Annotated in this window: 20 protein-coding genes and 1 tRNA gene; 9 read left to right on the forward strand and 12 right to left on the reverse strand. The window is 41.1% G+C overall.

Annotated elements, in window-relative coordinates; genetic code table 11:
- The first annotated feature begins 401 nt into the window (after positions 1-401).
- On the forward strand, positions 402-1,241 hold the full coding sequence (locus tag ACKLNX_RS10975) for a DUF2797 domain-containing protein (RefSeq protein WP_412972518.1): 840 nt from the start codon (positions 402-404) through the stop codon (positions 1,239-1,241).
- Between the two features lie 88 nt (positions 1,242-1,329).
- Here ACKLNX_RS10975 and ACKLNX_RS10980 read toward each other — a convergent pair whose 3' ends face one another.
- Positions 1,330-2,196 carry a sterol desaturase family protein gene (locus ACKLNX_RS10980; RefSeq protein WP_412972397.1) on the reverse strand — a complete coding sequence of 289 codons (867 nt, stop codon included), beginning with the start codon at positions 2,194-2,196 and terminating at the stop codon, positions 1,330-1,332.
- Between the two features lie 166 nt (positions 2,197-2,362).
- Positions 2,363-2,449: transfer RNA gene (locus tag ACKLNX_RS10985), tRNA-Leu, on the reverse strand.
- 199 nt (positions 2,450-2,648) lie between these two features.
- On the opposite strand from ACKLNX_RS10985, the gene ACKLNX_RS10990 reads away from it, so the two are divergent.
- Positions 2,649-3,191, forward strand: a complete 543-nt coding sequence (locus ACKLNX_RS10990) for an RDD family protein (protein WP_412972398.1) — start codon at positions 2,649-2,651, stop codon at positions 3,189-3,191.
- 27 nt (positions 3,192-3,218) lie between these two features.
- On the opposite strand, the gene lptG is transcribed toward ACKLNX_RS10990, so the two are convergent.
- Both lptG and lptF read right to left on the reverse strand, forming a co-directional pair.
- Positions 3,219-4,283 (reverse strand): LPS export ABC transporter permease LptG, encoded by a 1,065-nt coding sequence (gene lptG, locus ACKLNX_RS10995; RefSeq protein WP_411695083.1) that lies wholly within the window; start codon positions 4,281-4,283, stop codon positions 3,219-3,221.
- Positions 4,267-5,379 carry an LPS export ABC transporter permease LptF gene (gene lptF / locus ACKLNX_RS11000; protein ID WP_411695082.1) on the reverse strand — a complete coding sequence of 371 codons (1,113 nt, stop codon included), beginning with the start codon at positions 5,377-5,379 and terminating at the stop codon, positions 4,267-4,269. Before lptF ends, lptG begins: the two co-directional genes overlap by 17 nt.
- A 228-nt stretch (positions 5,380-5,607) precedes the next feature.
- On the opposite strand from lptF, the gene pepA reads away from it, so the two are divergent.
- The 4 genes from pepA to ACKLNX_RS11020 all read left to right on the forward strand — a co-directional run bounded on the left by pepA (position 5,608) and on the right by ACKLNX_RS11020 (position 12,616).
- Positions 5,608-7,113: a leucyl aminopeptidase gene (gene pepA / locus ACKLNX_RS11005; protein ID WP_412972399.1), complete on the forward strand. Its 1,506-nt coding sequence runs from the start codon at positions 5,608-5,610 to the stop codon at positions 7,111-7,113.
- 79 nt (positions 7,114-7,192) lie between these two features.
- A complete protein-coding gene (locus ACKLNX_RS11010) occupies positions 7,193-7,663 on the forward strand; it encodes a DNA polymerase III subunit chi (RefSeq protein WP_412972400.1) in 471 nt (156 codons plus the stop codon).
- Complete coding sequence (locus ACKLNX_RS11015; protein WP_412972401.1) at positions 7,663-10,434, forward strand: valine--tRNA ligase; 2,772 nt, start codon at positions 7,663-7,665, stop codon at positions 10,432-10,434. Before ACKLNX_RS11010 ends, ACKLNX_RS11015 begins: the two co-directional genes overlap by 1 nt.
- 91 nt (positions 10,435-10,525) lie before the next feature.
- Positions 10,526-12,616, forward strand: a complete 2,091-nt coding sequence (locus tag ACKLNX_RS11020) for a S9 family peptidase (protein WP_412972402.1) — start codon at positions 10,526-10,528, stop codon at positions 12,614-12,616.
- Between the two features lie 245 nt (positions 12,617-12,861).
- On the opposite strand, the gene ACKLNX_RS11025 is transcribed toward ACKLNX_RS11020, so the two are convergent.
- The 4 genes from ACKLNX_RS11025 to ACKLNX_RS11040 form a co-directional block, all read right to left on the reverse strand.
- The gene (locus tag ACKLNX_RS11025) at positions 12,862-13,659 is read right to left on the reverse strand and encodes a choice-of-anchor H family protein (protein ID WP_412972403.1); all 798 of its coding nucleotides are present in this window, start codon (positions 13,657-13,659) and stop codon (positions 12,862-12,864) included.
- A 109-nt stretch (positions 13,660-13,768) separates the two neighbouring features.
- Positions 13,769-14,158 carry a YkgJ family cysteine cluster protein gene (locus tag ACKLNX_RS11030; RefSeq protein WP_411695076.1) on the reverse strand — a complete coding sequence of 130 codons (390 nt, stop codon included), beginning with the start codon at positions 14,156-14,158 and terminating at the stop codon, positions 13,769-13,771.
- Between the two features lie 12 nt (positions 14,159-14,170).
- Entirely contained in the window at positions 14,171-14,584 is a 414-nt protein-coding gene (gene rraB, locus ACKLNX_RS11035) for a ribonuclease E inhibitor RraB (RefSeq protein ID WP_411695075.1), read from the reverse strand.
- Positions 14,585-14,619: 35 nt separating this feature from the next.
- Entirely contained in the window at positions 14,620-15,342 is a 723-nt protein-coding gene (locus ACKLNX_RS11040; protein ID WP_412972404.1) for a 1-acylglycerol-3-phosphate O-acyltransferase, read from the reverse strand.
- A 142-nt stretch (positions 15,343-15,484) separates the two neighbouring features.
- On the opposite strand from ACKLNX_RS11040, the gene ACKLNX_RS11045 reads away from it, so the two are divergent.
- Entirely contained in the window at positions 15,485-16,600 is a 1,116-nt protein-coding gene (locus tag ACKLNX_RS11045) for an HD domain-containing phosphohydrolase (protein ID WP_412972405.1), read from the forward strand.
- Between the two features lie 153 nt (positions 16,601-16,753).
- On the opposite strand, the gene ACKLNX_RS11050 is transcribed toward ACKLNX_RS11045, so the two are convergent.
- On the reverse strand, positions 16,754-17,698 hold the full coding sequence (locus ACKLNX_RS11050; protein WP_412972406.1) for a D-2-hydroxyacid dehydrogenase: 945 nt from the start codon (positions 17,696-17,698) through the stop codon (positions 16,754-16,756).
- Between the two features lie 48 nt (positions 17,699-17,746).
- Here ACKLNX_RS11050 and ACKLNX_RS11055 point away from each other — a divergent pair, with 48 nt between their 5' ends.
- Positions 17,747-18,235: an SRPBCC family protein gene (locus tag ACKLNX_RS11055; protein WP_412972407.1), complete on the forward strand. Its 489-nt coding sequence runs from the start codon at positions 17,747-17,749 to the stop codon at positions 18,233-18,235.
- Between the two features lie 62 nt (positions 18,236-18,297).
- Here the strand turns inward: ACKLNX_RS11055 and ACKLNX_RS11060 are convergent, their stop codons facing one another.
- A complete protein-coding gene (locus tag ACKLNX_RS11060; RefSeq protein WP_412972408.1) occupies positions 18,298-19,596 on the reverse strand; it encodes a peptidoglycan DD-metalloendopeptidase family protein in 1,299 nt (432 codons plus the stop codon).
- Positions 19,597-19,801: 205 nt separating this feature from the next.
- Between ACKLNX_RS11060 and tyrS the strand changes: the two genes are divergently transcribed.
- Entirely contained in the window at positions 19,802-21,001 is a 1,200-nt protein-coding gene (gene tyrS / locus ACKLNX_RS11065; protein ID WP_412972409.1) for a tyrosine--tRNA ligase, read from the forward strand.
- Positions 21,002-21,024: 23 nt separating this feature from the next.
- On the opposite strand, the gene ACKLNX_RS11070 is transcribed toward tyrS, so the two are convergent.
- Both ACKLNX_RS11070 and ACKLNX_RS11075 read right to left on the reverse strand, forming a co-directional pair.
- Complete coding sequence (locus ACKLNX_RS11070) at positions 21,025-21,465, reverse strand: rhodanese-like domain-containing protein (RefSeq protein ID WP_411695065.1); 441 nt, start codon at positions 21,463-21,465, stop codon at positions 21,025-21,027.
- Positions 21,466-21,509: 44 nt separating this feature from the next.
- The gene (locus ACKLNX_RS11075; RefSeq protein ID WP_412972410.1) at positions 21,510-22,430 is read right to left on the reverse strand and encodes a helical backbone metal receptor; all 921 of its coding nucleotides are present in this window, start codon (positions 22,428-22,430) and stop codon (positions 21,510-21,512) included.
- Positions 22,431-22,443 lie beyond the last annotated feature (13 nt).

The following is a 22,443-nucleotide window of genomic DNA, read 5'->3' on the forward strand; positions in this document are numbered from 1 at the left end:
GAAACGTATTAGCGGCAATGGTAGTGTGGGGTTTCCCCATGTGAGAGTAGCACACCGTCAGGCTCCCATTAGAAGAACCCGTCCTAGCGACGGGTTTTTTTATGCCTGTAAGAAAGTGGACGTGCACTAACCGGCATCCTCTCACAGTGAACACTTGGCATAATATTACAAAACGTCATCCTCGTAAAAACACCCGTCATCCTCGCGCAGGCGAGGACCCCCCACATTACATAGTAAACGTAAACATAGCACCTGTGCGCTTACTAGATATGCAAGGAGGTCCCCGCCTTCGCGAGGATGACGGTGTGTATCTACTTTTATTTCAGTTTTACAAACTCTTATTTGTAAGCGATGCAACTAAACATTATCATTCCCTAATTGAAGTTTCTAAAAAGAGTGTTATGACGATATTTTCTGGCAATATAAAAAAAATGGCTGTTGATGTTAACGCCGACAACTTAGCTCAGTACCAACTTAAGGTTGGTGATAATAAGCTAAACATGAATGATGTTATTGGTAAGCATATATCTGTTAATTATGAATCTACGATTAATTGTGTGCATTGTGGCAGAAAAACTAAAAAGAGCTTTAGCCAGGGCTACTGTTATCCGTGTTTAACAAAATTGGCACAGTGTGATTCATGCATCATAAAACCAGAAAAATGTCACTATGATCAAGGCACATGTCGTGAGCCTGAATGGGGTGAAGCAAACTGCCTACAATCTCATTTTGTGTATCTATCTAATACAGGTAATGCAAAGGTAGGCATTACTCGCTTCGTAACTGACGGAGTATCCTCTCGTTGGATCGATCAAGGCGCTTCCCAAGCAATCCCCATACTAAGAGTCCACAATAGGCTTATGAGCGGTCTAGTTGAAACAGCTTTGAAAGCTCAAATCGCAGACAAAACGAATTGGCGGAAGATGTTACAAGGTGAGGCTGAACCTATCGATTTAATCGCGTTAAAAGAAACACTATTAAAAAATGCTGCTACCGAGCTTAATGCTCTTCAGAATGAATATGGCCTACAGTCGATGTCATCAATTGAGTCAGACATAATAGATATTGCTTATCCAGTAGAAAGTTATCCGACGAAAATTAAATCGATTAACCTCGACAAAGAATTAGGATTTGAAGGGAAACTTCAAGGCATTAAAGGGCAATACCTTTTATTAGATGGTGATAGGGTCATTAATTTGCGAAAATATTCGGGCTATCATTTAGATATTGAGATTCAGTAGACAAGTCATAAAGAGAGTTTATTCATAAAAAGATTAACTCTCTGTTCTATTTACAAAAGCTTTTAAAAATAAGTAAAGCGGCAGTATGTTATTTTACATTAGTCTTTGAGTTATCATTAGTAGCATGTTCATTGGGTGATTCCTCAACAATACTTACTTTTTTAGGCGTCGGGATAAGAGGCCACAAAAACTGTTCGCCCCACCCAGCTTTTCTCATTCCTTTTACACCATAGCGAGACGGATACTTACGATTTATCTTAGCTGTCCCAAACAATACATCCCAAAAGAACAATAAGTTGCCATAATTTCCTTTATAGCTAGTAATGCCATCCTCAGGGTCATAGCCATGATGACAACTGTGCGTAGAGGGGGTCGATATTACTCGCTCTACAAGCCACATGAGTTTGCGTGTATACCTATTTACATATAGTGCCTGATCCCACTTCCAGTCGGAATGTGCACCCGTAATCACAGCCAGTTTTACTACTAGATAAGCTGCGTAAGTCCAGCCTAGTCCTAGATAAATTAGTACACCTGAGAGCCATAGAGAGGGCATCATTAAGTAGTAGAAAAAATTATTACGATAGATAATTCGAACGCTCATATACTTGCCATTATGATGAGCTCGATGAAGTTTGTACAACCAAATCCTTGAGTGTGAAGCTCTGTGCCACCAATACTGAGTCATGTCGTCAAAGACAAGTAACAAAGCGATATGTAAGAAAATGGAGCTATCGGCTAAAATCCCCTCATATTCTGGAAACCCAAGGAGCATAAGATAACCAGCACTAAATAAGATTAGTGGTTGCGTGAAAGCAAACAAAACTAGAGTACTTGCTAGCTCAACCCATGCGTCAGCTTTAACTTCAGTTTCTTTCTTGAATAGCCCGCTATAGCGCGCCTCTTTCAAAGCGAAGAATGCAAAAATGATTAGAATAAGTATATAGGGGGTCATGCTTCAATGATTTTAACTAACTGGAAAATATAGATCTAATATACACAGCTTGGCATTGGAGTGTTAGTACTCTGTGTGTTTGCATATACTGTTAGGTACAGTTTGTAGTGACTAGAAACAAAAAAACCTATTGAAATTCAATAGGCTTTTAGTCTCTAAAAAGAGATGGTACCAGAGGCCGGACTTGAACCGGCACAGTATTACTACCGGCGGATTTTGAATCCGCTGCGTCTACCAATTTCGCCACTCTGGCACAGAGTGCCAAACGACTTCCGTCGAATGGATGAGCATTATATCTATCTAAGATCATGTATCAAGTGTTATTTTACGCTTATGAACAAAAGATAGTCTAATTTAAGAATAAATGTTTGTTTGTCGATGTTGCTGGTAGTCTAATCAGTGATAACATGCGTAATTAAATTTTCCTAGTACGGATGCAGAGGCTGTAAACGTTGGCAAAAAATAAAACTACTTCAGAAAGTTATTCTGAACAAACAGCAAAAAACAAAGAGTTCCAGCGCGCGGGTTTCCTTAGGCGATTGGCTTCTATGGTTTACGATGCTTTGGTTGCCACTGCCGTCGGTATGTTAACAGGGCTCATATTTCAAGTCTTCGCACTTATTTTGTTTCAAACGCAAACGATTGATAATCGTGGGTTCGAGAATTATATGGATTATTTTCAATCCTCCGAATCGCTCAAAATGATCGCTAATGCTTGGGTTATCTTTTGGGTTGCTGGCTTTTTCTTGTGGTTTTGGAAACACGGTGGGCAAACTCTGGGTATGCGAGCTTGGCGCCTAAAGATTTATAACTTAAAAGATGAAAAAAATATCAGTTATGGAAGGCTGGTTTTAAGATTAGTAACGGCACTGGGAGGCTTAGGGACGTTGCTCGTATTGCTCGATTTTAAGAACAAACAGTCACTACAAGATAGAATTGCACAAACTGAAGTCTTATATCTATCGAAAGAAGCGAACGATCACAAGAGTTGGTAGTAAGCATAACTTAAGCTAAACGAGCGCCTACTGACGTTTTAGTAACAACATTGCTACACCTGCAAAAACGACACTTGGAAGCAATGCGCCAATATATGCGGGCAGTTGGAATACTAAACTGACTTGCCCAAATACTTGGTTCGCTATGAAGAAGGCAAAACCAACCATAACGCCCATTATCGTCCTTGCACCCATTGTCACGCTGCGTAAAGGCCCAAATATAAACGACAAGGCCATCAATAACATGACTGCTACTGATATCGGCTGTGTTATTTTACGCCAGAATGCAAGTTCATAGCGTGCAGAATCTTGGTCACTATTGTTGAGATATTTTACGTAGCCAATCAAGCCTTGAATGGAAAGCGCCTCCGGCTTTATTGCAACGATCCCTAATTTATCCGGTGTTAAAGTGCTATTCCACGACAAGCTTGGTGCTTGTGATTTGTCTATCTTTGTGGGGGAAAACGAAAGCAGATTGACGTTTTTCAGTTCCCACGTTTCGTTTTTGAAAAGTGCGGCATCAGCAGACAGTACATTGGTTAATTCAAGATCGGGCCCGAATTGGTATACGGTAATATCTCTTAGAGTGTCTTTTGTTAAAACTTCCCCAATACTAACGAAATCATTGCCGTCTTTGGCCCAAAACAATTCGTCTGATAAAATCAGACTACCTCCCGACAATGCTTGTGTTCTTATTTCTTTTGCTTTGGCTTCACTCTGAGGCGTTACCCACTCGCCTAACATCATGACGGCGATAATGAGAATGACGAGCGATTTCATGGCTGAATTGATGATATTCCAGCGACTCAAGCCAGACGCTTGCATCACAACTAATTCACTGTTTTGTGCTAACAAGCCCATGCCAATCAGTCCACCAAGTAAGGTAGCCATTGGTAAAAACTGCTCAATATCTCGTGGCAAACTTAATAAGACGTAGAGTGCAGCTAGGGTCATGTCGTAGTCACCTTGTCCTACGCGACGCAATTGCTCTACGAATTTGATTAGTGCACTCAAGCCCACTAGTACAGAAAGTGTAACAGTAACGGTACCTAAAAGGGTTCTAGCGATATAAAGATCAAGGAGACGGAGCATCTTTTCTCCTTAAAAATATTTGACGTAAAACAACGCCGGTTTTTCGGTCTCTGACGATTAAGCCGAAGCCGACCAATAACATTACAATATGCACCCACCATAAACCCAAAGCAGGGGGCAGCTTGCCATCTTCAAGTACTCGGCGACTTGCCAAAAGTAAAAGGAAATAGCCGAGGTAAAGAAGCAGTGCTGGAAACATTTTGCCAAATCGACCTTGTCTAGGATCGACTGCACTTAATGGCACGGCAATTAATACTAAGAATGGTAATGACAATGGGATAGCGATACGCCATTGTAATTCAGCTATCGCTTCAATATTGTCGAGCTTCATTAATTCTGAAGTAGGCAGTGCTATGAGCTTGCGACGTCTTTCCTCTTGGTCTTTCGGCGCAATAGTCACTCGATATTCATCAAAATTGATTATCTGAAAAGCTTGCTCGGTGCTTGACCCTTCGTACTGATTACCATCAAACAAAACCAGTTGCTGATCACCTAATTCACTTCTCTCGATGGTGCCAGTTTTAGAATAAATAAGGTGCATTTTTTCATCAAATTGGCTGCGCTGAGATAAGAACACTTTCTGGAAGCGATTGTTGTCTGTATCGACGTCGTGAATGAAGATAACGGCATTGTTATCTCCCGTTTGTTGGAAGCGACCCGGCATAACAGAAGCAAGTCCAGATTTTGCCGCGGCTTGTTCTTGTAATTGATATTCCTTCTCGGCAGCAGCAGGGGCTAAGTAAAGGGTGACGACGGCGGTTACAATTGCAACTAAAACCGCAAAAAGAAGTGTTACACGAGTGACATACCATTCACTTACTCCGCAGGCTTTGAGTACGGTCATTTCACTGTCGACATAAAGCCGGCCGTGAGCAAGCATGACACCTAAAAATAGGCTTATGGGCAGTACCAGTGACGCCAGAATTGGGCTATAAAGTGTAAGAAAACCAAGGACTAAATCTGCAGGAACGTCACCATCAGAAGCATCACCCAAAACTCTTGCGAATTTAAGTGTAATGAAAATTGCCATGAGTATTAAAAATACAGCAATTTGTGATTTGAATGTTTCGCGCAATAAATATCGAAAAATTAGCATTTAGTTACTGATGAAAACATAGGTTTTAGTGGAAAGGTGCAGATATTTCAGTAAACTTAGTGTTTCTTACTGTTTTCATGCACACAACATATATAAATCGGCTGTAAGTTTAGCATAAAGAGTTCTTTTGCTAACACAGATTAATAGATTTTTATTCGCATGAACCTGAAAAACAACACAATCTCGGTTTTAAGCAGAGAAACTAAGCATAATCATTGAGGATATATCATGGAATTTAGCGTCAAAAGCGGTAGTCCAGAAAAGCAACGCAGTGCTTGCATTGTGGTTGGCGTATTTGAACCTCGTCGCCTAACTCATGTTGCTGAACAGCTTGACCAAATTAGCGAAGGTTATATTAGTAATTTGCTTCGTCGCGGTGATCTTGAAGGTAAAGCCGGACAAATGTTGCTACTGCATCATGTACCAAACGTGCTAAGCGAGCGCATTCTTTTAGTCGGCTGCGGCAAAGAGCGTGAGCTGAATGAAAGACAATATAAACAGATTATAGCTAAAACCATTCAAACCCTAAACGAAACGGGTTCAATGGAAGCCGTCTGCTTTTTAACTGAATTACATGTGAAAGGGCGCGATACTTATTGGAAGGTTCGCCAAGCAGTTGAAGCGGCGAATGACTCGCTATATACGTTTTTGCAGTTAAAAACTAAAAAAGGCGAGCCACGTCGCCCATTGCGTAAAATGGTTTTCAACGTACCAACACGCAAAGAACTCACTTCAGGTGAGCGTGCAATAGAGCATGGTTCAGCCGTCAGCAAGGGTGTGTTAGTAGCGAAAGACGTAAGTAATATGCCACCAAATATTTGTAACCCTAAGTATTTGAATGAACAAGCAGTATTGTTGGTTGAAGAATATGAATCATTAACGCTTGAAACCGTTGGTGAAAAAGAAATGACTGAACTGAAGATGGACAGTTATTTAGCGGTGGGTCGAGGCTCAGTGAATGAATCCATTATGAGCATTATTCATCATAAGGGAGCAGATGATTCACAAGCACCGGTGGTTTTAGTCGGTAAAGGCTTAACCTTTGACTCTGGCGGTATTTCAATTAAGCCAAGCGCTAACATGGACGAAATGAAATATGACATGTGCGGTGCAAGCTCAGTGTTAGGTGTGATGCATACCGTCGCTAAATTGAATCTACCGATTAATGTCATTGGCGTGATTGCCGGTTGTGAGAATATGCCGGATGCCAATGCTTATCGTCCAGGCGACATACTTACAACTATGTCAGGCCAAACGGTTGAAGTACTTAATACAGATGCGGAAGGTCGCTTGGTATTATGTGATGCTCTTACTTATGTCGAGCGTTATGAGCCTGAAGCGGTAATCGATATAGCTACCTTAACGGGAGCCTGTGTTGTTGCTTTAGGTCCGCATGCAACGGCAGTATTAAGTAGTCATAACCCTCTATCTCACGAGTTAATCAATGCATCAGAGCAATCTTCTGATAAAGCTTGGCGTTTGCCGCTTTGGGATGAGTATCAAGAACTAATTGAAAGCCCATTTGCAGATATGGCCAATGTCGGTGGCAGAGCTGCTGGCACAATTACGGCGGGTTGTTTCTTGTCTCGGTTCACTAAAAAGTATAACTGGGCCCACTTAGATATTGCTGGCACGGCCTGGGTTGGTGGTGCTCGCAAAGGTGCGACGGGAAGACCTGTACCAATGTTGTCGCAGTACTTATTCAACAAAGCAGGTTTGGTAAGCGAAGATTAATGAATCACTTATTAAACGATAAGCCGCTATTGCTTGATTTGAGTCTAAATCAATTTTTTAAAGTTGGATGTGAGAAGTAATGCCAATTGTAACTTTTTATCAACTCGACGAAAGCAGTCAAGATGCCGAGCAGGACATGTTAAATGCCTGCTCGCATTTGCTATTACAAACTGTCAAAAAGCGAAAGTGGGCAGCGGTACTTTGCACTGACAAACAACAAGCAGAAGCGGTCGATGAATTCGTATGGCAACATCCGGTAGACAGTTTTATTCCACATAACCTTATTGGCGAAGGTCCGAAGCAAGGCACGCCAGCAGAGATTACGTGGCTAGGTCAGACTTTAAACAGCCGCCATACTATGATTAATCTATCGCAAAGCATGATAGATAATCATCGCCAATATCAACATATAATTGACTTTGTGCCAGTTGAAGAAACAGAAAAACAACAAGCACGAGATCGATACAAGCAGTATAAGTTAGCTGGATGTACCATGCAGTTTGAAAAAGCGCAGTTTACACCCGTTAATCAAATAAATGAGAGTAATTAATGGATAAGACATTCGACCCCCACAATATTGAAAAAGACTGTTACGCAAAGTGGGAGCAGCAAGGTTATTTTAAAGCATCTGGTGAAGGCGAGCCTTATTGTATTTTGTTACCGCCACCCAATGTAACCGGCAGCTTGCACATGGGTCACGCTTTTCAGCATACGATCATGGATTCTTTGATCCGTTACAAGCGAATGAAAGGCAACAATACACTATGGCAATGTGGTACCGATCACGCAGGTATTGCGACGCAGATGGTAGTCGAACGTAAACTAAACGCTGAAGGCCAAACTCGTCACGATCTTGGGCGCGAGGATTTTGTTAAAAAAATCTGGGAATGGAAAGAAGAATCCGGCGGTACGATTACTCAGCAAATGCGCCGTTTAGGTACATCACCCGATTGGGAACGTGAAGTTTTCACGATGGACGATAATCTATCCGACGCCGTTCAAGAAGTTTTCATTAAGCTGCATGAAGAAGGTTTGATTTACCGAGGTAAACGCCTCGTAAACTGGGATCCCGTTCTATTAACCGCGGTGTCCGATTTAGAAGTAGTGAGTGAAGAAGAAAACGGCCATATGTGGCATATGAAGTATCCATTAACAGATGGTTCTGGTCATTTAGTTGTCGCAACAACACGTCCTGAAACCATGTTAGGTGATACGGCTGTTGCGGTTCACCCTGATGACGAGCGATATGCTGGTTTTGTGGGGAAAACGATTACGCTTCCATTAACGGGAAGAGAAATCCCAATCATTGCTGACGACTATGTTGATCAAGAGTTCGGTACCGGCTGTGTGAAAATCACGCCAGGGCATGACTTTAACGATTACGACATGGGAAAACGTCATAATCTTGAAATCATCAATATCTTAACAGACGAAGCAAAAATTAACGACGAAGCTCCTGCTAAGTATCAAGGCATGGATCGATTCGATGCGCGCACGTCTATTGTCGCCGATCTGCAAGAGACGGGTGTTTTGATTAAGGTTGAAGAACACAAACTGAAAGTACCAAGAGGCGATAGAACAGGCGTGGTGATTGAACCATACCTAACGAATCAATGGTATGTAGCCGTTGAATCACTTGCAAAACCAGCCATTGAAGCTGTTGAAAGTGGTGAGATCCGTTTCGTACCTGAGAACTGGAACAAGACCTACTATCAATGGATGCACAACATTCAAGATTGGTGCATCTCTCGCCAGTTATGGTGGGGACATCGTATTCCAGCTTGGTTTGACGAAGAAGGCAATATTTTTGTTGGTCGCAATGAAGCTGAAATTAGAGAAAAGAACAATATCCCTGATTCAGTAAAATTAAAGCAGGACGATGACGTACTCGACACGTGGTTCTCTTCTGCACTATGGCCGTTCGCAACGATGGGCTGGCCAAAAGAGACGCCAGAACTAGAAACCTTCGTGCCTAGTTCAGTACTAGTCACTGGTTTTGACATTATTTTCTTCTGGGTAGCCAGAATGATTATGATGACGAAAAAGTTCACTGGCAAAGTCCCGTTCAAAGATATTTATATCACCGGCCTTATTCGTGATGAAAACGGCGATAAGATGTCTAAATCTAAAGGTAATGTATTGGATCCAATCGACCTTATTGACGGAATCGATTTAGATACATTAATGGAAAAACGTACGTCGGGCATGATGCAGCCGAAAATGGCAGCCAAAATAGGCAAGGCGACTCAGAAGCAATTCCCTGATGGCATAAATGCTTATGGAACCGATGCTCTTCGCTTTACGTTTGCTGCAATGGCGTCGACCAGCCGTGATATCAATTTTGATATGGGCCGAGTTGAAGGCTACCGCAACTTCTGCAACAAAATTTGGAATGCGACACGATTCGTCTTAATGAATACCGAAGAGTTCGATACTGGCCGCGATGGCGGCGAGATGTCATTAAGTGTATTTGATCGTTGGATTTGGTCACAATTCCAAGAAACATTGAAAGCTTACGAAACGGCCATTGAGCAATATCGTTTTGATATTGCAGCTCAGCACTTGTATGAGTTTACGTGGAATCAATTCTGCGACTGGTACTTAGAGTTATCTAAACCTGTTTTAAACTCTGAACATAGTACTGAAGCTGAAAAACGTGGTACTCGCAACACCTTGATCAATGTCCTAGAGCATATGATGCGTTTGTTGCATCCTTTCATGCCATATATAACGGAAGAGATTTGGCTGAAAATCCAGCCATTGTCGAGCAACAAGACAACAGCGGAAAGTATCATGGTTGATGCCTTCCCTGAGTTTGACGAAAGCAAGCACGATCAAGCTGCTATTGATGATATTGAGTGGGTGAAGTCATTCATCGTTGGTATTAGGAATATCCGTGGCGAAATGGATATACCACCATCGAAGCCTCTACCAGTGTTGCTTAAAAACGTCAGCAACAGCGATCAAACCAGGTTAGACAACAGCGGCAGCTATCTTGCTAAGTTAGCTAAACTTGAGTCTGTTACGCATCTGGCGCAGGGAGAGAAGGCACCGGCATCTGCAACTGCAATGGTAGGTGAGATGGAAATTCTCATTCCAATGGCAGGTTTGATCGACAAAGAAGCAGAGCTTGCACGATTGAATAAAGCAGCAGATAAAATCGAGAAAGATGCCCAACGCACAAAAGGTAAACTCAGCAATGAGAGTTTTGTGAGTAAAGCACCGGCAGCGGTCATCGATAAAGAGCGTGCAAAACTTGCGGATATGGAAATGCAATTGAGCAAAATCCAAGCCCAAAAAGCAGAAATTGAAGCGATATAGGCTTCAGTTTTTGTTATCCGCCTGACAAATCTAAGATAGCCATGAAAGACCATGGCTATCTTAGCTGACTCAGCTCCTATAAGAGTCTCTAATGCCAGAAAATAAAAGATTGAAACAACTCAGTATTCCCGCCCCTAAAGCAAATAAAATTCCTTTCAGCGCTCAACACCACGGCAAAACTATTAGTGATCACTTTCATTGGCTACGTGATCCGAGTTTTCCTGAAGTAAAAGAGAAAGCAATCATTGATTATTTGAACGAAGAGAATGCTTACTTTGACGCTTTTTTATCACCACAAAAAACGCTAGTCGACACTTTGTTTGAAGAGTTTAAAGGGCGTACAAATGACACTGATACTTCTGTGCCCTGGGTTGAAAATGGCTATGAATATAAATCGTTTTACAAGCCCGGTGAAGAATATCAAACTCATAGCCGTCGTAAGCTAGATAGTACGCAAGCGCATGAGGTACTTCTAAGTGAAACGGACTTAGCCGAGTCTTTTGATTATTTTCTTTTAGATGATTGGCAAGTAAGCCCAAACAATCAATATATTGCTTATTCATACAATACCAATGGTGATGAGAGATACAAGATTGTAGTAAAAGACATCAAGAGCGGCGAGTTACTGACAGAAGAACTAAGCGACACTAATGGTGAGTTAGTGTTTAGTGCGGACAGCCAATCACTGGTTTATGGCGCATTAGCAAGCGATCGTTGGTATACCGAAAGTATTAACGTTCACCGACTAGGAACGAAGCAAAGCACTGATAAAGTTATCTATACCGAGAATGATGAAGGCTACTTCCTCGGTTTTGGCGTGAGTAGCAGCAAAGAATACTTGGTGATTAGTAGCGGACAAAGTGAAATAACGGAAACTTATGTTGTTCCGGTCTCAGACCTAAGTGTTGCACCTAAAAAACTAGTCTCTAGAGAACAGAAATTTATCAACAGTGTCGACCATGCTAATGGCTATTTTTATATCTTAGCGAATGATTCACACTCCAATTTTCGTTTAGCAAAAGTGCAAGATAAACATCCAAGTTATGATTTATGGGAAACGGTGCTAGAAGGCTCCGATAGAAATTACCTCATGGAGATGCAGACCTTCAGTGAGTTTATGGTCCTTGTATCAAGAGAGAATGGATTGGAACGATTTTCAATCTTTGATTATAACGGCAATCAACATGATGTTGAGTTTCCAGAAACGGTTTGCTCCTTATCAATCGGAAACAATCCTGAATTCAAACAAGACTGTGTCCGCATCAACTATAATTCGATGATCACGCCTAGCACGGTATTTGACTACAATGTTGTTAGTAAAGAGTTGAACACCAGAAAGGTCCAAGAAATACCATCGGGCTACGATAAGTCAGAATATATCAGCGAGCGTATCATGGCGCCAACAAGAGATGGTGTGTCTGTGCCAGTTACGCTTGTGTGCAAGAAAGGCTTTAAGAAAAACGCTAGTCACCCAATGCACCTTTACGCTTATGGCGCATATGGGAGCACAGTCAGGCCAAGTTTCTCGACAATGCGGCTAAGCCTTCTGGACCGTGGCTTTTGTTATGCGATTGCCCATGTTAGAGGTAGCGACATGTTGGGCCACCAGTGGTATTTGGACGGCAAGCTTGATAAACGCATGAATACCTTTAACGACTTTGTTGATGTGGCACGTCATTTAGTTTCTCAAGCCTATGTCGCACCAGGTAATATCAGCATTTCAGGTCGCAGCGCTGGAGGGGAGCTTATGGGTGCAGCAACTATTCAAGCACCTGAATTATGGTGTTCAGTCACACTAGGCGTCCCCTTTGTAGATGTATTAAATACTATGTTAGATGCGAGCTTACCGCTTACACCGCCAGAGTGGAGTGAGTGGGGCAATCCAATAGCTGAATCAACTGTGTTTGATTATATTCAAGCTTACTCCCCTTATGACAACATTACGCAGCGTGAATATCCGCCAATGCTTGTTACGGGTGGTTTAAATGATCCTCGTGTGACCTATTGGGAGCCAGCGAAGTGGACTGCAAAAATGCGTGATTTGAAAAGCGATGATAATTTATTAGTGATGCGCATTAATATGAGTGCTGGTCACTTTTCGAATAGCGGGAGATATGGCCGCCTGCGAGATTATGCTGAAGAGTATGCTTTTATGTTGGCGTCTCATCATATTTCACAGTAGTTCTTAGCAAAAAAATAGATAGCATAAACTGCTTCTTCATTAATATTTCGTCGCTAAAAAGTAATCTTTTTTATAAATAAAGTATCTATAAATTAATGACTTAATAATCACGTGGTTTTAAGAAAAAGTGGCTTAAAACAAAGTGCGCCCAATGTAGGGCGCTCTAAGATATAACTTGAAAGGCCTCGTTTCCAGTATGCTGAGGAATCGGGTCCTTTTTCTGGACTCGTCATACTCTTTAATGCTTACGAGTCAAAGCGTCGAAACATAACAAACCCTAATCCTAATATTAATAATCCACCTAAGGCACCGCCGTGTTCAACTACCACAACTTCAGCAGGCTCAATATATTCGTAGTTTTCGCTTTCAAGACTGAGATAGGCTAAATCTGCATCATCTGTGCCGTCTGCAACTGCCACAATTTCATCAGTATCAGCATCATAAATCACGATCATAATTTCATAGTCGTTACTCGGGAAGCCAGTTACCAAGTCATTTTCAACAATGATTGAATCGTTTGTGTTATCGCCATGAATATTATAAATATTGGTTGTATAAAATGGCGTAAAGACGTCGGTAGTTGAAGTGTAAATGACCGCATATATAGGTGCTGTTTGGTAAATGGTATCTACGTCAAATTCAAGCTTGAACGAAGAATAGTAGCCGTCATAATCTAGGTCAGAGCTTAGGCTTACGTAGCTATCATAAATCCAAAAGTCAGGATCATCATGATAGCGAGCTGACTCTCTCGATAGTGGCCCTTTTTCGGAAGTTTTCAACGGTGCAACTTGCTTACTCTTTTCCTCTAATGGTTTGCCATCTTTCAATTGTTTTTTTACTTTAAAGTGAGAACCATCTTCTTTCACAACGTTCGGCTGGTATTCAGTGCCTTTAACAACGCGCTCTTCAATTGCTTTGTTGTTTTGAGGTAGTTCATCTTGGGCAAATGTCGATGTCGAAAACAGGCCCAATGCAACAATAGTGGCAAGTGTGCTAGTAGCGATGAAATTGGCCGAATGTAATTTGTTGTTAGATGTTTTCATAATATGTCACCTTAAGTTTAATTCTTAAGACACATTATGCGATTTGAAACCTGAACCGTATCTGAAATGAAACTGAACGTTAGCTGACTAAATTGGATAATTTATAAAACTAAGAACGGCTATCTTTCATCAATATATTGAGCGTCGTTTGTGCTTTATCGACGTTGTTTAAATCACTTATTTCAATCATTTCACACTCATCTCGAATCATTTCTGAAATGAGACTCGGATAATGACGGCAATCTTCGGGGCGGTCTAAATAGATACTGCAGGTATATTTTGTTTTGGCAGCAGCATGTTTGGGAGTCTCAACGTCCAGAAAGGGACAGCGAGTGAGTTGAATACCTGTATCAGGGTCAAACCAAATTTCATTATCTTTTACATACTTGAATATTTCAGGGTTAAATAATTCCCATAAATCAATTTCTTCTTTTGTTGCGCTAAGTGCTCCATCGCCGTACTTTATGCAGCACTTTCCGCATTGATTGCATTCTTTCACTTGAGGTCTTAATCAATAATCCTCATCGTCGAATTCAAAACCATCTTCGCCTATTTCTTCTCTTTCAATAGCGCCTTCACCAATAAAGTATGTGCCCCAACCATCATAGTAGACTTTGTGTTTGTCAGCGATAGCTAAAAGCTTATCTGTATCTGCATTGAATGCTTTAACATCTAATTTTTTCTCTACAGATGCATCAAAACAAAAAACGGTTCCGCCATCGTCAAGTACCATCTCTTCGGCATCACTAACTTCAAAGCCAGCTTTAAAAACATCAACTGCTGCCTTCTCCAAGGCATCAAAATCGCTGCTTGCGAAGTGATGTTCGATGGTATGTGGTAAGCTAACGTCACTGCCATCCTCGGTAAGCGCTTCTATTGTTTCTTCGTTAAATTCGTACCATTCTGCCGCATCATGCTGACTCATATTAACCTCTTTGATGTTGTATTGGTCAAGCGACCTTATGCTTTGTCTAGTGCTTCAGCTTCTTCATTTAACTGATAGATCTTACCAGCCATAATTGCGTGGAAATGCGCGGCTTGCTGTTGCGCACTTAAGTCCTCTGGCAGTTCGACAGGGTCCATCACTTCAATTATAACCGTACCGTTATTCCAACGGTTTAACTTAACTTTGTTATGCATTTCACTTGCACAAACTGGCACAATCTCTGACTGGGCTGCTTTTGCCAATCGAAATGCACCTGTTTTGAATTTTAGTAAGCCACGACCATAACTGCGTGTTCCTTCAGGGAAAAACCAAATACTCAGGTTTTTCTCTTTCATTTTATCTAAAGTGTCATCGAGCGTATTTCTGGCCTTCCCGGTGTCTTTTCGATCAATCATGATGTTCGCAGATAACCAATAAATGACACCAAAAATTGGGATCCACTTGATACTTTTCTTACCCACCGTGACGACGCCTGGTAAGGCAGCTTTGCATATCGTCAAAATGTCATAGCTGTTCTGGTGATTTGCGATAAAGACATACTTTTTTTGAGGATCGACTTTATCAGAAACGCGCAATTTGATTTTTAAGCCAACGATACGTGTCATAGTTGAGTAAAATTGACCGGCTAGATACACGTTGTTCCTATGAAAAGGACGAGTTAGATAAATCAAAAAAAGTACGAAATTGATTCCAATAAAATAAACTAATAACGTGATAAATCGAATTATGGCTAACACAAAAATTCCAAAAAGCTTGAATTGACCACAATTATACGGAGATTTTAGTTCGAAGATAGTTAATCAGTCGAATTAGTGCATCAATTTTGTCTCAGTCCCGATATACTATACTCAACTATTTGACTTAGGTAAGTGGGTTCATATGTCGGTTTTTAAGCATGAAGAATTAGAAGACGATATTCTTCAAGACTTAATGGAAGAAATTAATGAATTATACGAGGCCAGTGAACAAACGCTGATTGAGCTAGAACTGACGCCGAATGATAATGATTTACAACGTGCTCTATTCCGCTCAGTGCATACCATAAAAGGTGACTTAGGCCTCGTTGCCTTTGTCCCAATGATCAGTTTGCTTCAGCATCTTGAAGACTTATTAGACCTTCTTCGTAAAGGCGAAATTGAATACACAAGTAATATGAGCGATCTGGTTCTTTTACTTATGGATAAGGTTAAAGTGTTCGTTGAAAGCTGCATGAAGAATGGATATGCAGAATACGATGCTGAATTAAATGAAGCCGTTATTAAGATCATCGCTGAAATTGATGCGTCGAACCAAACTCGACATGAGAGTTTACTGGCAAAAGCGGTCAATTTAATTGAGCCTTCACGAAAATTACATCAAGACGATGAGACACCGTCGCAACATCCCGTTAAGTTAACCCGCAGTGGTATCCCTAAAGATCTTAGCCCTGAGCAACAAGTAGATTTACTATTTTTTAGGGAGCTGATGAAGCCCATTGAAAAGAGAGTGGGTTACACGGAAGGGCGAGGAGATAGATTAGCGAAACTAGCATTCTATATTAATGAACTAAGCGATACTCCCATTGATCAAGCACAGTTAGCCGTTGCTTGTTATGTGCATGACTTTGGGCTCTCCTTTATGCCGGTGGATGTAGTGAATAAAAACTCTCCGCTCACCACATTGGAACAAAACCTAATACGTTCCCACGTATACAAAAGTGCCCGCTTACTCGAAAATTTGAGCCTTTGGGATGAAGCTAGGAAAATAGTCATGCAGCATCAAGAATTTATTGATGGCAGTGGTTATCCTCTGGGAATTAAGAATGAAGATATTTGTGATGGTGCTAAGTTGCTGGCGATACTAGATAAATATGATGGCTTAATTCATCCAAAAAATGATAAAAAGAAATCTAAAAAAGACGCTGTGATAGAGATTAATAAAGTGTACAAAGGTAAATTGAGTGGTTATTGGTTGCGTTTGTTTAACCTTGGGATGACTAGGATTTTAAAGGATTAGTGATCCTCATATATGAGCGTTAAAGCTGCTTAAGTCTCAATTTATAAGGATGCTTATAGTATTCTCTCATCGAGGGAGATTCGCTATAAATGGCAAGCCAAATAGGTGAACGCTTTACTTACTGGGCAATCAGTCAGGCTATTAAAATTACTCTTAATAGCCCAAATTAAAATCAATGCGTGAATCTAATGGATCCCCTTTTAGCTTTTTGAACAAATTACTTTTAAATACACTGAACACTAATTCATGCTGACTAGTTGCAGCAGTGTGATTGCTCATTATTAAATTAGGCGTGCCCCAAAAAGGGTGTTCTTTAGGTAATGGCTCTTGTTTAAATACATCGATAACAGCGGCTCGCAGTTGGTGCTGGTTCAAAGCGTTGACCAAATCGATATCATCTTTAATCACATTTCCGCGCCCAGCATTTATAAAAATAGCACTGTTTTTCATACTCTTAAAAAATGCAGTATCACAAATACCAGTAGTGCGTTCTGTGTGAGGTAACAAATTAACAATGACATCAGCGCTATTCGCAAAGTCATGTAGTTTATCTAAATGGAAGTGTGTATCAGCTTCGCTCGGCAGGCTCGATGAAGTTAAGCTAGCCACATTCATTCCAAATGCTTTTGCTGCATTCGCAACTTCCTTCCCAATACTGCCCAAACCCATGATCCCCATTGTTTGTTCTTGTAGCGTAGGAATATGGTGCTGCTGCCATATGTGTTGTTGCTGATTGACTAATAACTCTGGAATCTTGCGTTGAAAATACAAGACATAAGCCAATACGTACTCGCGCATCTGAGCGCCAAAAATGTGTTTTAAACCTGTCAGCTCGTAATCGCGTTTATCTTGGGTGACTAAAGTGTTTATGCCAGCCCATGTCGACTGCAGCCATTGCAGACGAGAGCATTTATTAATGTATCTAGACATAATGTTTGGGTTAGCGAGGACGAATTCAAAATCATCAAGCGGGGCCCCATCTGCATGCTCATTTGCCCAAACTAATTCTATGTCATTAATCTCATTACGTGACTGTAATTCATTAAACGCTTTTTCGTAAGCACGATAATTTCGAGAGACGATAGCTAGGTTCGGCATGCAAAAAATCCAAATTTAGTGAAATTGGGGGTGAAGAAATTGGCGTTAATGCCGATACTGTTTTTATCACAGTTCATAACAATAAGCGAAGTAGATTATATGTATGATTTCACCATTGACGGTACACTCAACGCGGGACTTGATGAGGTATACACTGCGTTTCATGACCCAAGTGTGCTAGTGCGCTGGTTTGCACCAGGCAACATGATGGTGTCACAGTTTATGTCTAACTTTATTGAAGGTGGTAATTATCGCCTTATTCTCCAATCTCCAGATGGTTTTCAACAAACCATTGTTGGTAGTTACCAATCCATTAACCTTAATGAAACTCTTTGTTTTACATGGCGTTGGGAAGATACAAATGATATTACTGAAGTAGATATCGAGTTCACCTGTGATAATGACACCACAACATCTATAAAATTAACTCAAAGTGGATTTAAACGAGAAGAAGACATGTTGCATCAGCAATATGGATGGATTGCATCGCTAGAAAAGTTAAGCTTAGTGACGCGTGCTCAGGCCATGGTTGCCTAGCAATAAACTCGCTGAGCTACCGATAGCTCAGCATACTATTTATTCCCCTCGACGCATCACTATTAATTCATTGCCAACATGATTCGTTTGTTGTTATTCAACTGCTCAACGCGCTGCTGAGCAATCAACTTAAACTTCTCAGCATGCTCTTTGGCGATAGGATCGGCTTGCGGTAGCTTTACGGTTCTGGGGTTACGGTGAACGCCATTGACTAAGAACTCATAATGCAAGTGAGGACCTGAAGCTAAACCAGTTGAGCCCAAGTACCCAATGGTTTGGCCTTGTTTTACCGTCTGTCCATTTTTCACTGCTCGCTTTGTAAAATGTAGGTACTTAGTCGTATATTTTTCGCCATGTTGAATGAAAACGTGGTGGCCATTGTACTTGTCATAGGACGACCTAATGACTTTACCGTCACCAGCTGCCATCACTGGGGTGCCAGTCTTACCTGCATAATCGACACCTCTATGAGCTTTCCAACGTTTTTGAACAGGATGGAAGCGTCTTTTCTTAAAGCTAGAGCTAATGTATTTGAATGACACTGGCGCTCGCAAAAAGCTCTTACGCATGCTTTTACCGTCTGGCGTGTAAAAGTTTCCATCGTCATACTTTACCGCTTGAAAAACTTCACCTTGGTTCTTGAATTCTGCTGCTACGATGTCCCCGAAACCGATAAACTCACCGTCGATGTATTGTTTTTCAAAGATAACGTTGAAGGTATCACCTTGGCGTATTTCTTGAGCGAAATCGATGTCCCAACCAAAAATACCCGCTAGACGCATAATTTGGTTGTCGGTTAAACCGGCTTCTGTACCCGCATTCCAGAAGCTGCTTCTAATTTCACCTTGTGCAAAGCTTTGGACGCTTTCTACTTGTTTGACCGATACATCACTATGAAGTTTACCATCCGAGTTTTGGGCAATTGAGAGCGTTTCAGTTTTTGAAAGTGGATAACGAAGTGAAACAAATCGATTTGCATCATCGACATGCAAATACAAAATATCGCCAGGTTTTATATTGATTAAATTTTTTGCCAGCTCACCGGCACTGCTAACATTGTATGTATCTCGCGCAGACAAGCCTGCTTGAGAGAATATTTTGGCCAATGTATCGCCACTTTTCACTTCATAGGTTTGCCAGTTATCGATATCATCTTCTAGCTCTGCATCGACTTGTTCATAGGACAACGAAGGAAGTTGCAATTCGTACTTAACGCCCGGAAGTAGTTGTTTGACTTCAAGATTCTTTGAAGCTTTTACCGAGTCAAAAGGGAATAAAACCAAAGACACCAAAACAAACGCGACACCCGCAAGGGTCCAACGATGTGGTTTTGGTAGTTGTTTTATTGTATTCGTAATCATACGACCGTAAAATGCTCTTAAATCAAAACATCAGAATATAATGATTTTAGTCTCGAATCCAGCGTAAAGGTTCAAAATAACCTTTGTAAAAGCCGAAATCCTTTGAATATTTCTCACGCTAATTCAATACTTCATCTAAAATCTAATAAATTGAGTAAGTTAAAACGCGACTTGCTTTATACCAAATATACTACAGGAATAAGTAATGGCAGATTGGCAAACAGCATTCGCAGAGATAAAACGCGGATCGGATGAGATTTTAATTGAAGAAGAGCTTATTGAAAGGTTAAAAACCGGTAAGCCGCTAAAAATTAAAGCTGGCTTCGATCCAACTGCGCCCGACCTGCACTTGGGTCATACCGTTTTAATAAATAAGCTTCGTACTTTTCAACAACTCGGCCACGAAGTTATTTTCTTGATTGGAGACTTCACTGGCTTAATTGGTGATCCAACCGGCAAAAATGTAACACGTAAGCCGCTTACTAAAGAGCAAGTTCTTGAAAATGCTAAAACTTATCAAGAACAAGTGTTTAAAATCCTAGACCCAGCCAAGACTACCATACGATTCAATTCTGAATGGTTCGACAAAATGGGTGCTGACGGCATGATCAAACTTGCTGCAAGTCAAACTGTGGCCAGAATGTTAGAACGAGATGATTTTAAAAAGCGTTATGCTAACGGCCAAGCAATCGCTATTCATGAATTCCTTTACCCATTAGTGCAAGGTTGGGACTCAGTAGCTTTAGAGTCTGATGTTGAACTAGGTGGTACGGACCAACGCTTTAACTTATTGATGGGGCGCGAGTTACAGAAAGGCCAAGGTCAGAAGCAGCAAACGGTTCTAATGATGCCATTGTTAGAAGGCTTAGACGGCGTTCAAAAAATGTCTAAGTCATTAAACAATTACATCGGTATTACGGACTCACCTACAGAGATGTTTGGTAAAGTGATGTCAATTTCTGACGAGCTTATGTGGCGTTACTATGAACTGCTTAGCTTTAAACCAATTGAAGAAATAGAACAGTTAAATCAAGACGTGCAAAACGGTAAGAATCCGCGTGATATTAAAATTGCTTTAGCGCAGGAGCTGATTGCACGTTTTCACTCTGAAGCTGATGCTGAAGCTGCGTTACAAGACTTCATTCAACGCTTTCAAAAGAATGCGATACCGGATGAAATGCCTGAACTTGAAATTGCTTTAGGTGACGAAGGTATCGCTATTGGTAATTTGTTGAAGCAAGCCGATTTAGTTGCTTCAACCTCAGACGCGATGCGCATGATAAAACAAGGTGCGGTAAAAATAGACGGTGAAAAAGTAACGGACACTCGATTTATTGTCCAAGCTAAAGGCGAAAACGTTTACCAGGTAGGCAAACGTAAATTTGCGCGAATTTCACTCGTCTAGTTAACAGCTTTGAGAACAGGCACTCAGTTCTTAGTGGGTGCCTGATTAGTCGGTCTATTCGCAGCTTCCCAAGCGCTCATATCGCCCTCAAGATGCATTACATTAGTAAAGCCATTTTCTTCTAAAATGCTGATTGCTTTACCCGCTCGTCTGCCTGAGCGGCAATATACGACAATAGGTGCATCTTTAAACTCCATTAAACTTTTTAAGCTTGTGTCTACTTCGTCAAGCGGCACATTGATTGATGTCGGGATGTGGCCGCTGGCGTATTCCTCAACGGTACGAACATCTAAAAGTAAGCGAGACGACTCTTCCATCTTCAACAATGCGTCTTGAGTTATATCCTCAGATGCAAAACTCAATGATGATATTAAGACTAAGCAAACGTATGCTATCGGCTTTGTTAATGACTTAAGTCCAAGCGTGATGCTTGATGACCATAAGCTCTGTTTGATCTTGTTCATTTTATATAAGCTCCTAGTGATGTTTATTATCTCGGCTATTATTTTCAACGATGCACGTTCTGACATAATTTTTCAAGTTCTGGCAACACACGTGGTGTAAACCGGTGTAAAGCATCCGGGTTAACAATCTCTATTCTAGGGGAAAAGACATGTTTATGAGGAGCCCAGAAATTATAAACTTGCTCGATTGTTTGATGCGTTGCAGCAATTACGAGCTGAGGCTGCTTCCTAATAATATCAGCCACAGAAAATTGGGCATAAGCGCTTGGAAGTTGTGCGTAAACATTGCTTATATTACAAAGCGATAGCAAGGAATTAAGCCAAGCATCGTTCCCCATGCCGCTCAAGGGGTGCTGATTCATATAGTAGATAGCACTGATGTTCGAAGCTCTATAATTCTCGCTAATAACTTGAATTCGCTTTTTCATATCCTTGTACAGGGCTAGGCTTTGCTTTTCAGCATTCAGGTGTTCACCAACAGCTATTATTTCATTCATCAATTCTTGAATATTATTAGGTGAAGAGCGAAATACGGTGAAACCTAACTGTTCTAATCGAGCGATGTCCTGCGCTTTGTTGCCACTTTCCCAAGCTAGAATTATTGTGGGTTTCAGCCTAACAATTGCGGCAATATCTGCACCTTGATAGCTCGCAACTGATGGTAGTTCTCTTGAGCATGTTTGATCGATACAACCCTGTGGATATGGGTAATCACTATAATCGCTGACTGCTACTAAGTTCTGCTGCTTTTCGAGTGCGAAAACGATTTCTGTGAGATGAGGAGACAAGCTGACGATGCGCATTTGACGATAACTAGTGGCTTTGCTTATCGTTTCTGAATTCGCCACTTGAGCTTGCGCGTGGCTTTGGCCAGCACCATAAAACATCACAATAAGTAGGATAGCGATAGGGGAGTTTAGACGAGCAAGTATTGTTTTTATGGTCATTTGTGTTGATAAACTCAATGAAGCAATCGTT

The sequence above is a fragment of the Glaciecola sp. MF2-115 genome (assembly GCF_047250385.1).
Classification (GTDB): domain Bacteria; phylum Pseudomonadota; class Gammaproteobacteria; order Enterobacterales; family Alteromonadaceae; genus Glaciecola.

What these genes read in the sequence shown, in the direction of transcription:
- ACKLNX_RS11020 (WP_412972402.1), top strand. Translation starts at nt 10,526, where the DNA reads ATGCCAGAAAATAAAAGATTGAAACAACTCAGTATTCCCGCCCCTAAA.
- lptG (WP_411695083.1), bottom strand. Translation starts at nt 4,283, where the DNA reads ATGCTCCGTCTCCTTGATCTTTATATCGCTAGAACCCTTTTAGGTACC.
- ACKLNX_RS10975 (WP_412972518.1), top strand. Translation starts at nt 402, where the DNA reads ATGACGATATTTTCTGGCAATATAAAAAAAATGGCTGTTGATGTTAAC.
- ACKLNX_RS11055 (WP_412972407.1), top strand. Translation starts at nt 17,747, where the DNA reads ATGCCGATACTGTTTTTATCACAGTTCATAACAATAAGCGAAGTAGAT.
- tyrS (WP_412972409.1), top strand. Translation starts at nt 19,802, where the DNA reads ATGGCAGATTGGCAAACAGCATTCGCAGAGATAAAACGCGGATCGGAT.
- ACKLNX_RS11060 (WP_412972408.1), bottom strand. Translation starts at nt 19,596, where the DNA reads ATGATTACGAATACAATAAAACAACTACCAAAACCACATCGTTGGACC.
- ACKLNX_RS11070 (WP_411695065.1), bottom strand. Translation starts at nt 21,465, where the DNA reads ATGAACAAGATCAAACAGAGCTTATGGTCATCAAGCATCACGCTTGGA.
- ACKLNX_RS11025 (WP_412972403.1), bottom strand. Translation starts at nt 13,659, where the DNA reads ATGAAAACATCTAACAACAAATTACATTCGGCCAATTTCATCGCTACT.
- ACKLNX_RS11015 (WP_412972401.1), top strand. Translation starts at nt 7,663, where the DNA reads ATGGATAAGACATTCGACCCCCACAATATTGAAAAAGACTGTTACGCA.
- pepA (WP_412972399.1), top strand. Translation starts at nt 5,608, where the DNA reads ATGGAATTTAGCGTCAAAAGCGGTAGTCCAGAAAAGCAACGCAGTGCT.
- rraB (WP_411695075.1), bottom strand. Translation starts at nt 14,584, where the DNA reads ATGAGTCAGCATGATGCGGCAGAATGGTACGAATTTAACGAAGAAACA.
- ACKLNX_RS11050 (WP_412972406.1), bottom strand. Translation starts at nt 17,698, where the DNA reads ATGCCGAACCTAGCTATCGTCTCTCGAAATTATCGTGCTTACGAAAAA.
- ACKLNX_RS11045 (WP_412972405.1), top strand. Translation starts at nt 15,485, where the DNA reads ATGTCGGTTTTTAAGCATGAAGAATTAGAAGACGATATTCTTCAAGAC.
- ACKLNX_RS10980 (WP_412972397.1), bottom strand. Translation starts at nt 2,196, where the DNA reads ATGACCCCCTATATACTTATTCTAATCATTTTTGCATTCTTCGCTTTG.
- ACKLNX_RS11010 (WP_412972400.1), top strand. Translation starts at nt 7,193, where the DNA reads ATGCCAATTGTAACTTTTTATCAACTCGACGAAAGCAGTCAAGATGCC.
- lptF (WP_411695082.1), bottom strand. Translation starts at nt 5,379, where the DNA reads ATGCTAATTTTTCGATATTTATTGCGCGAAACATTCAAATCACAAATT.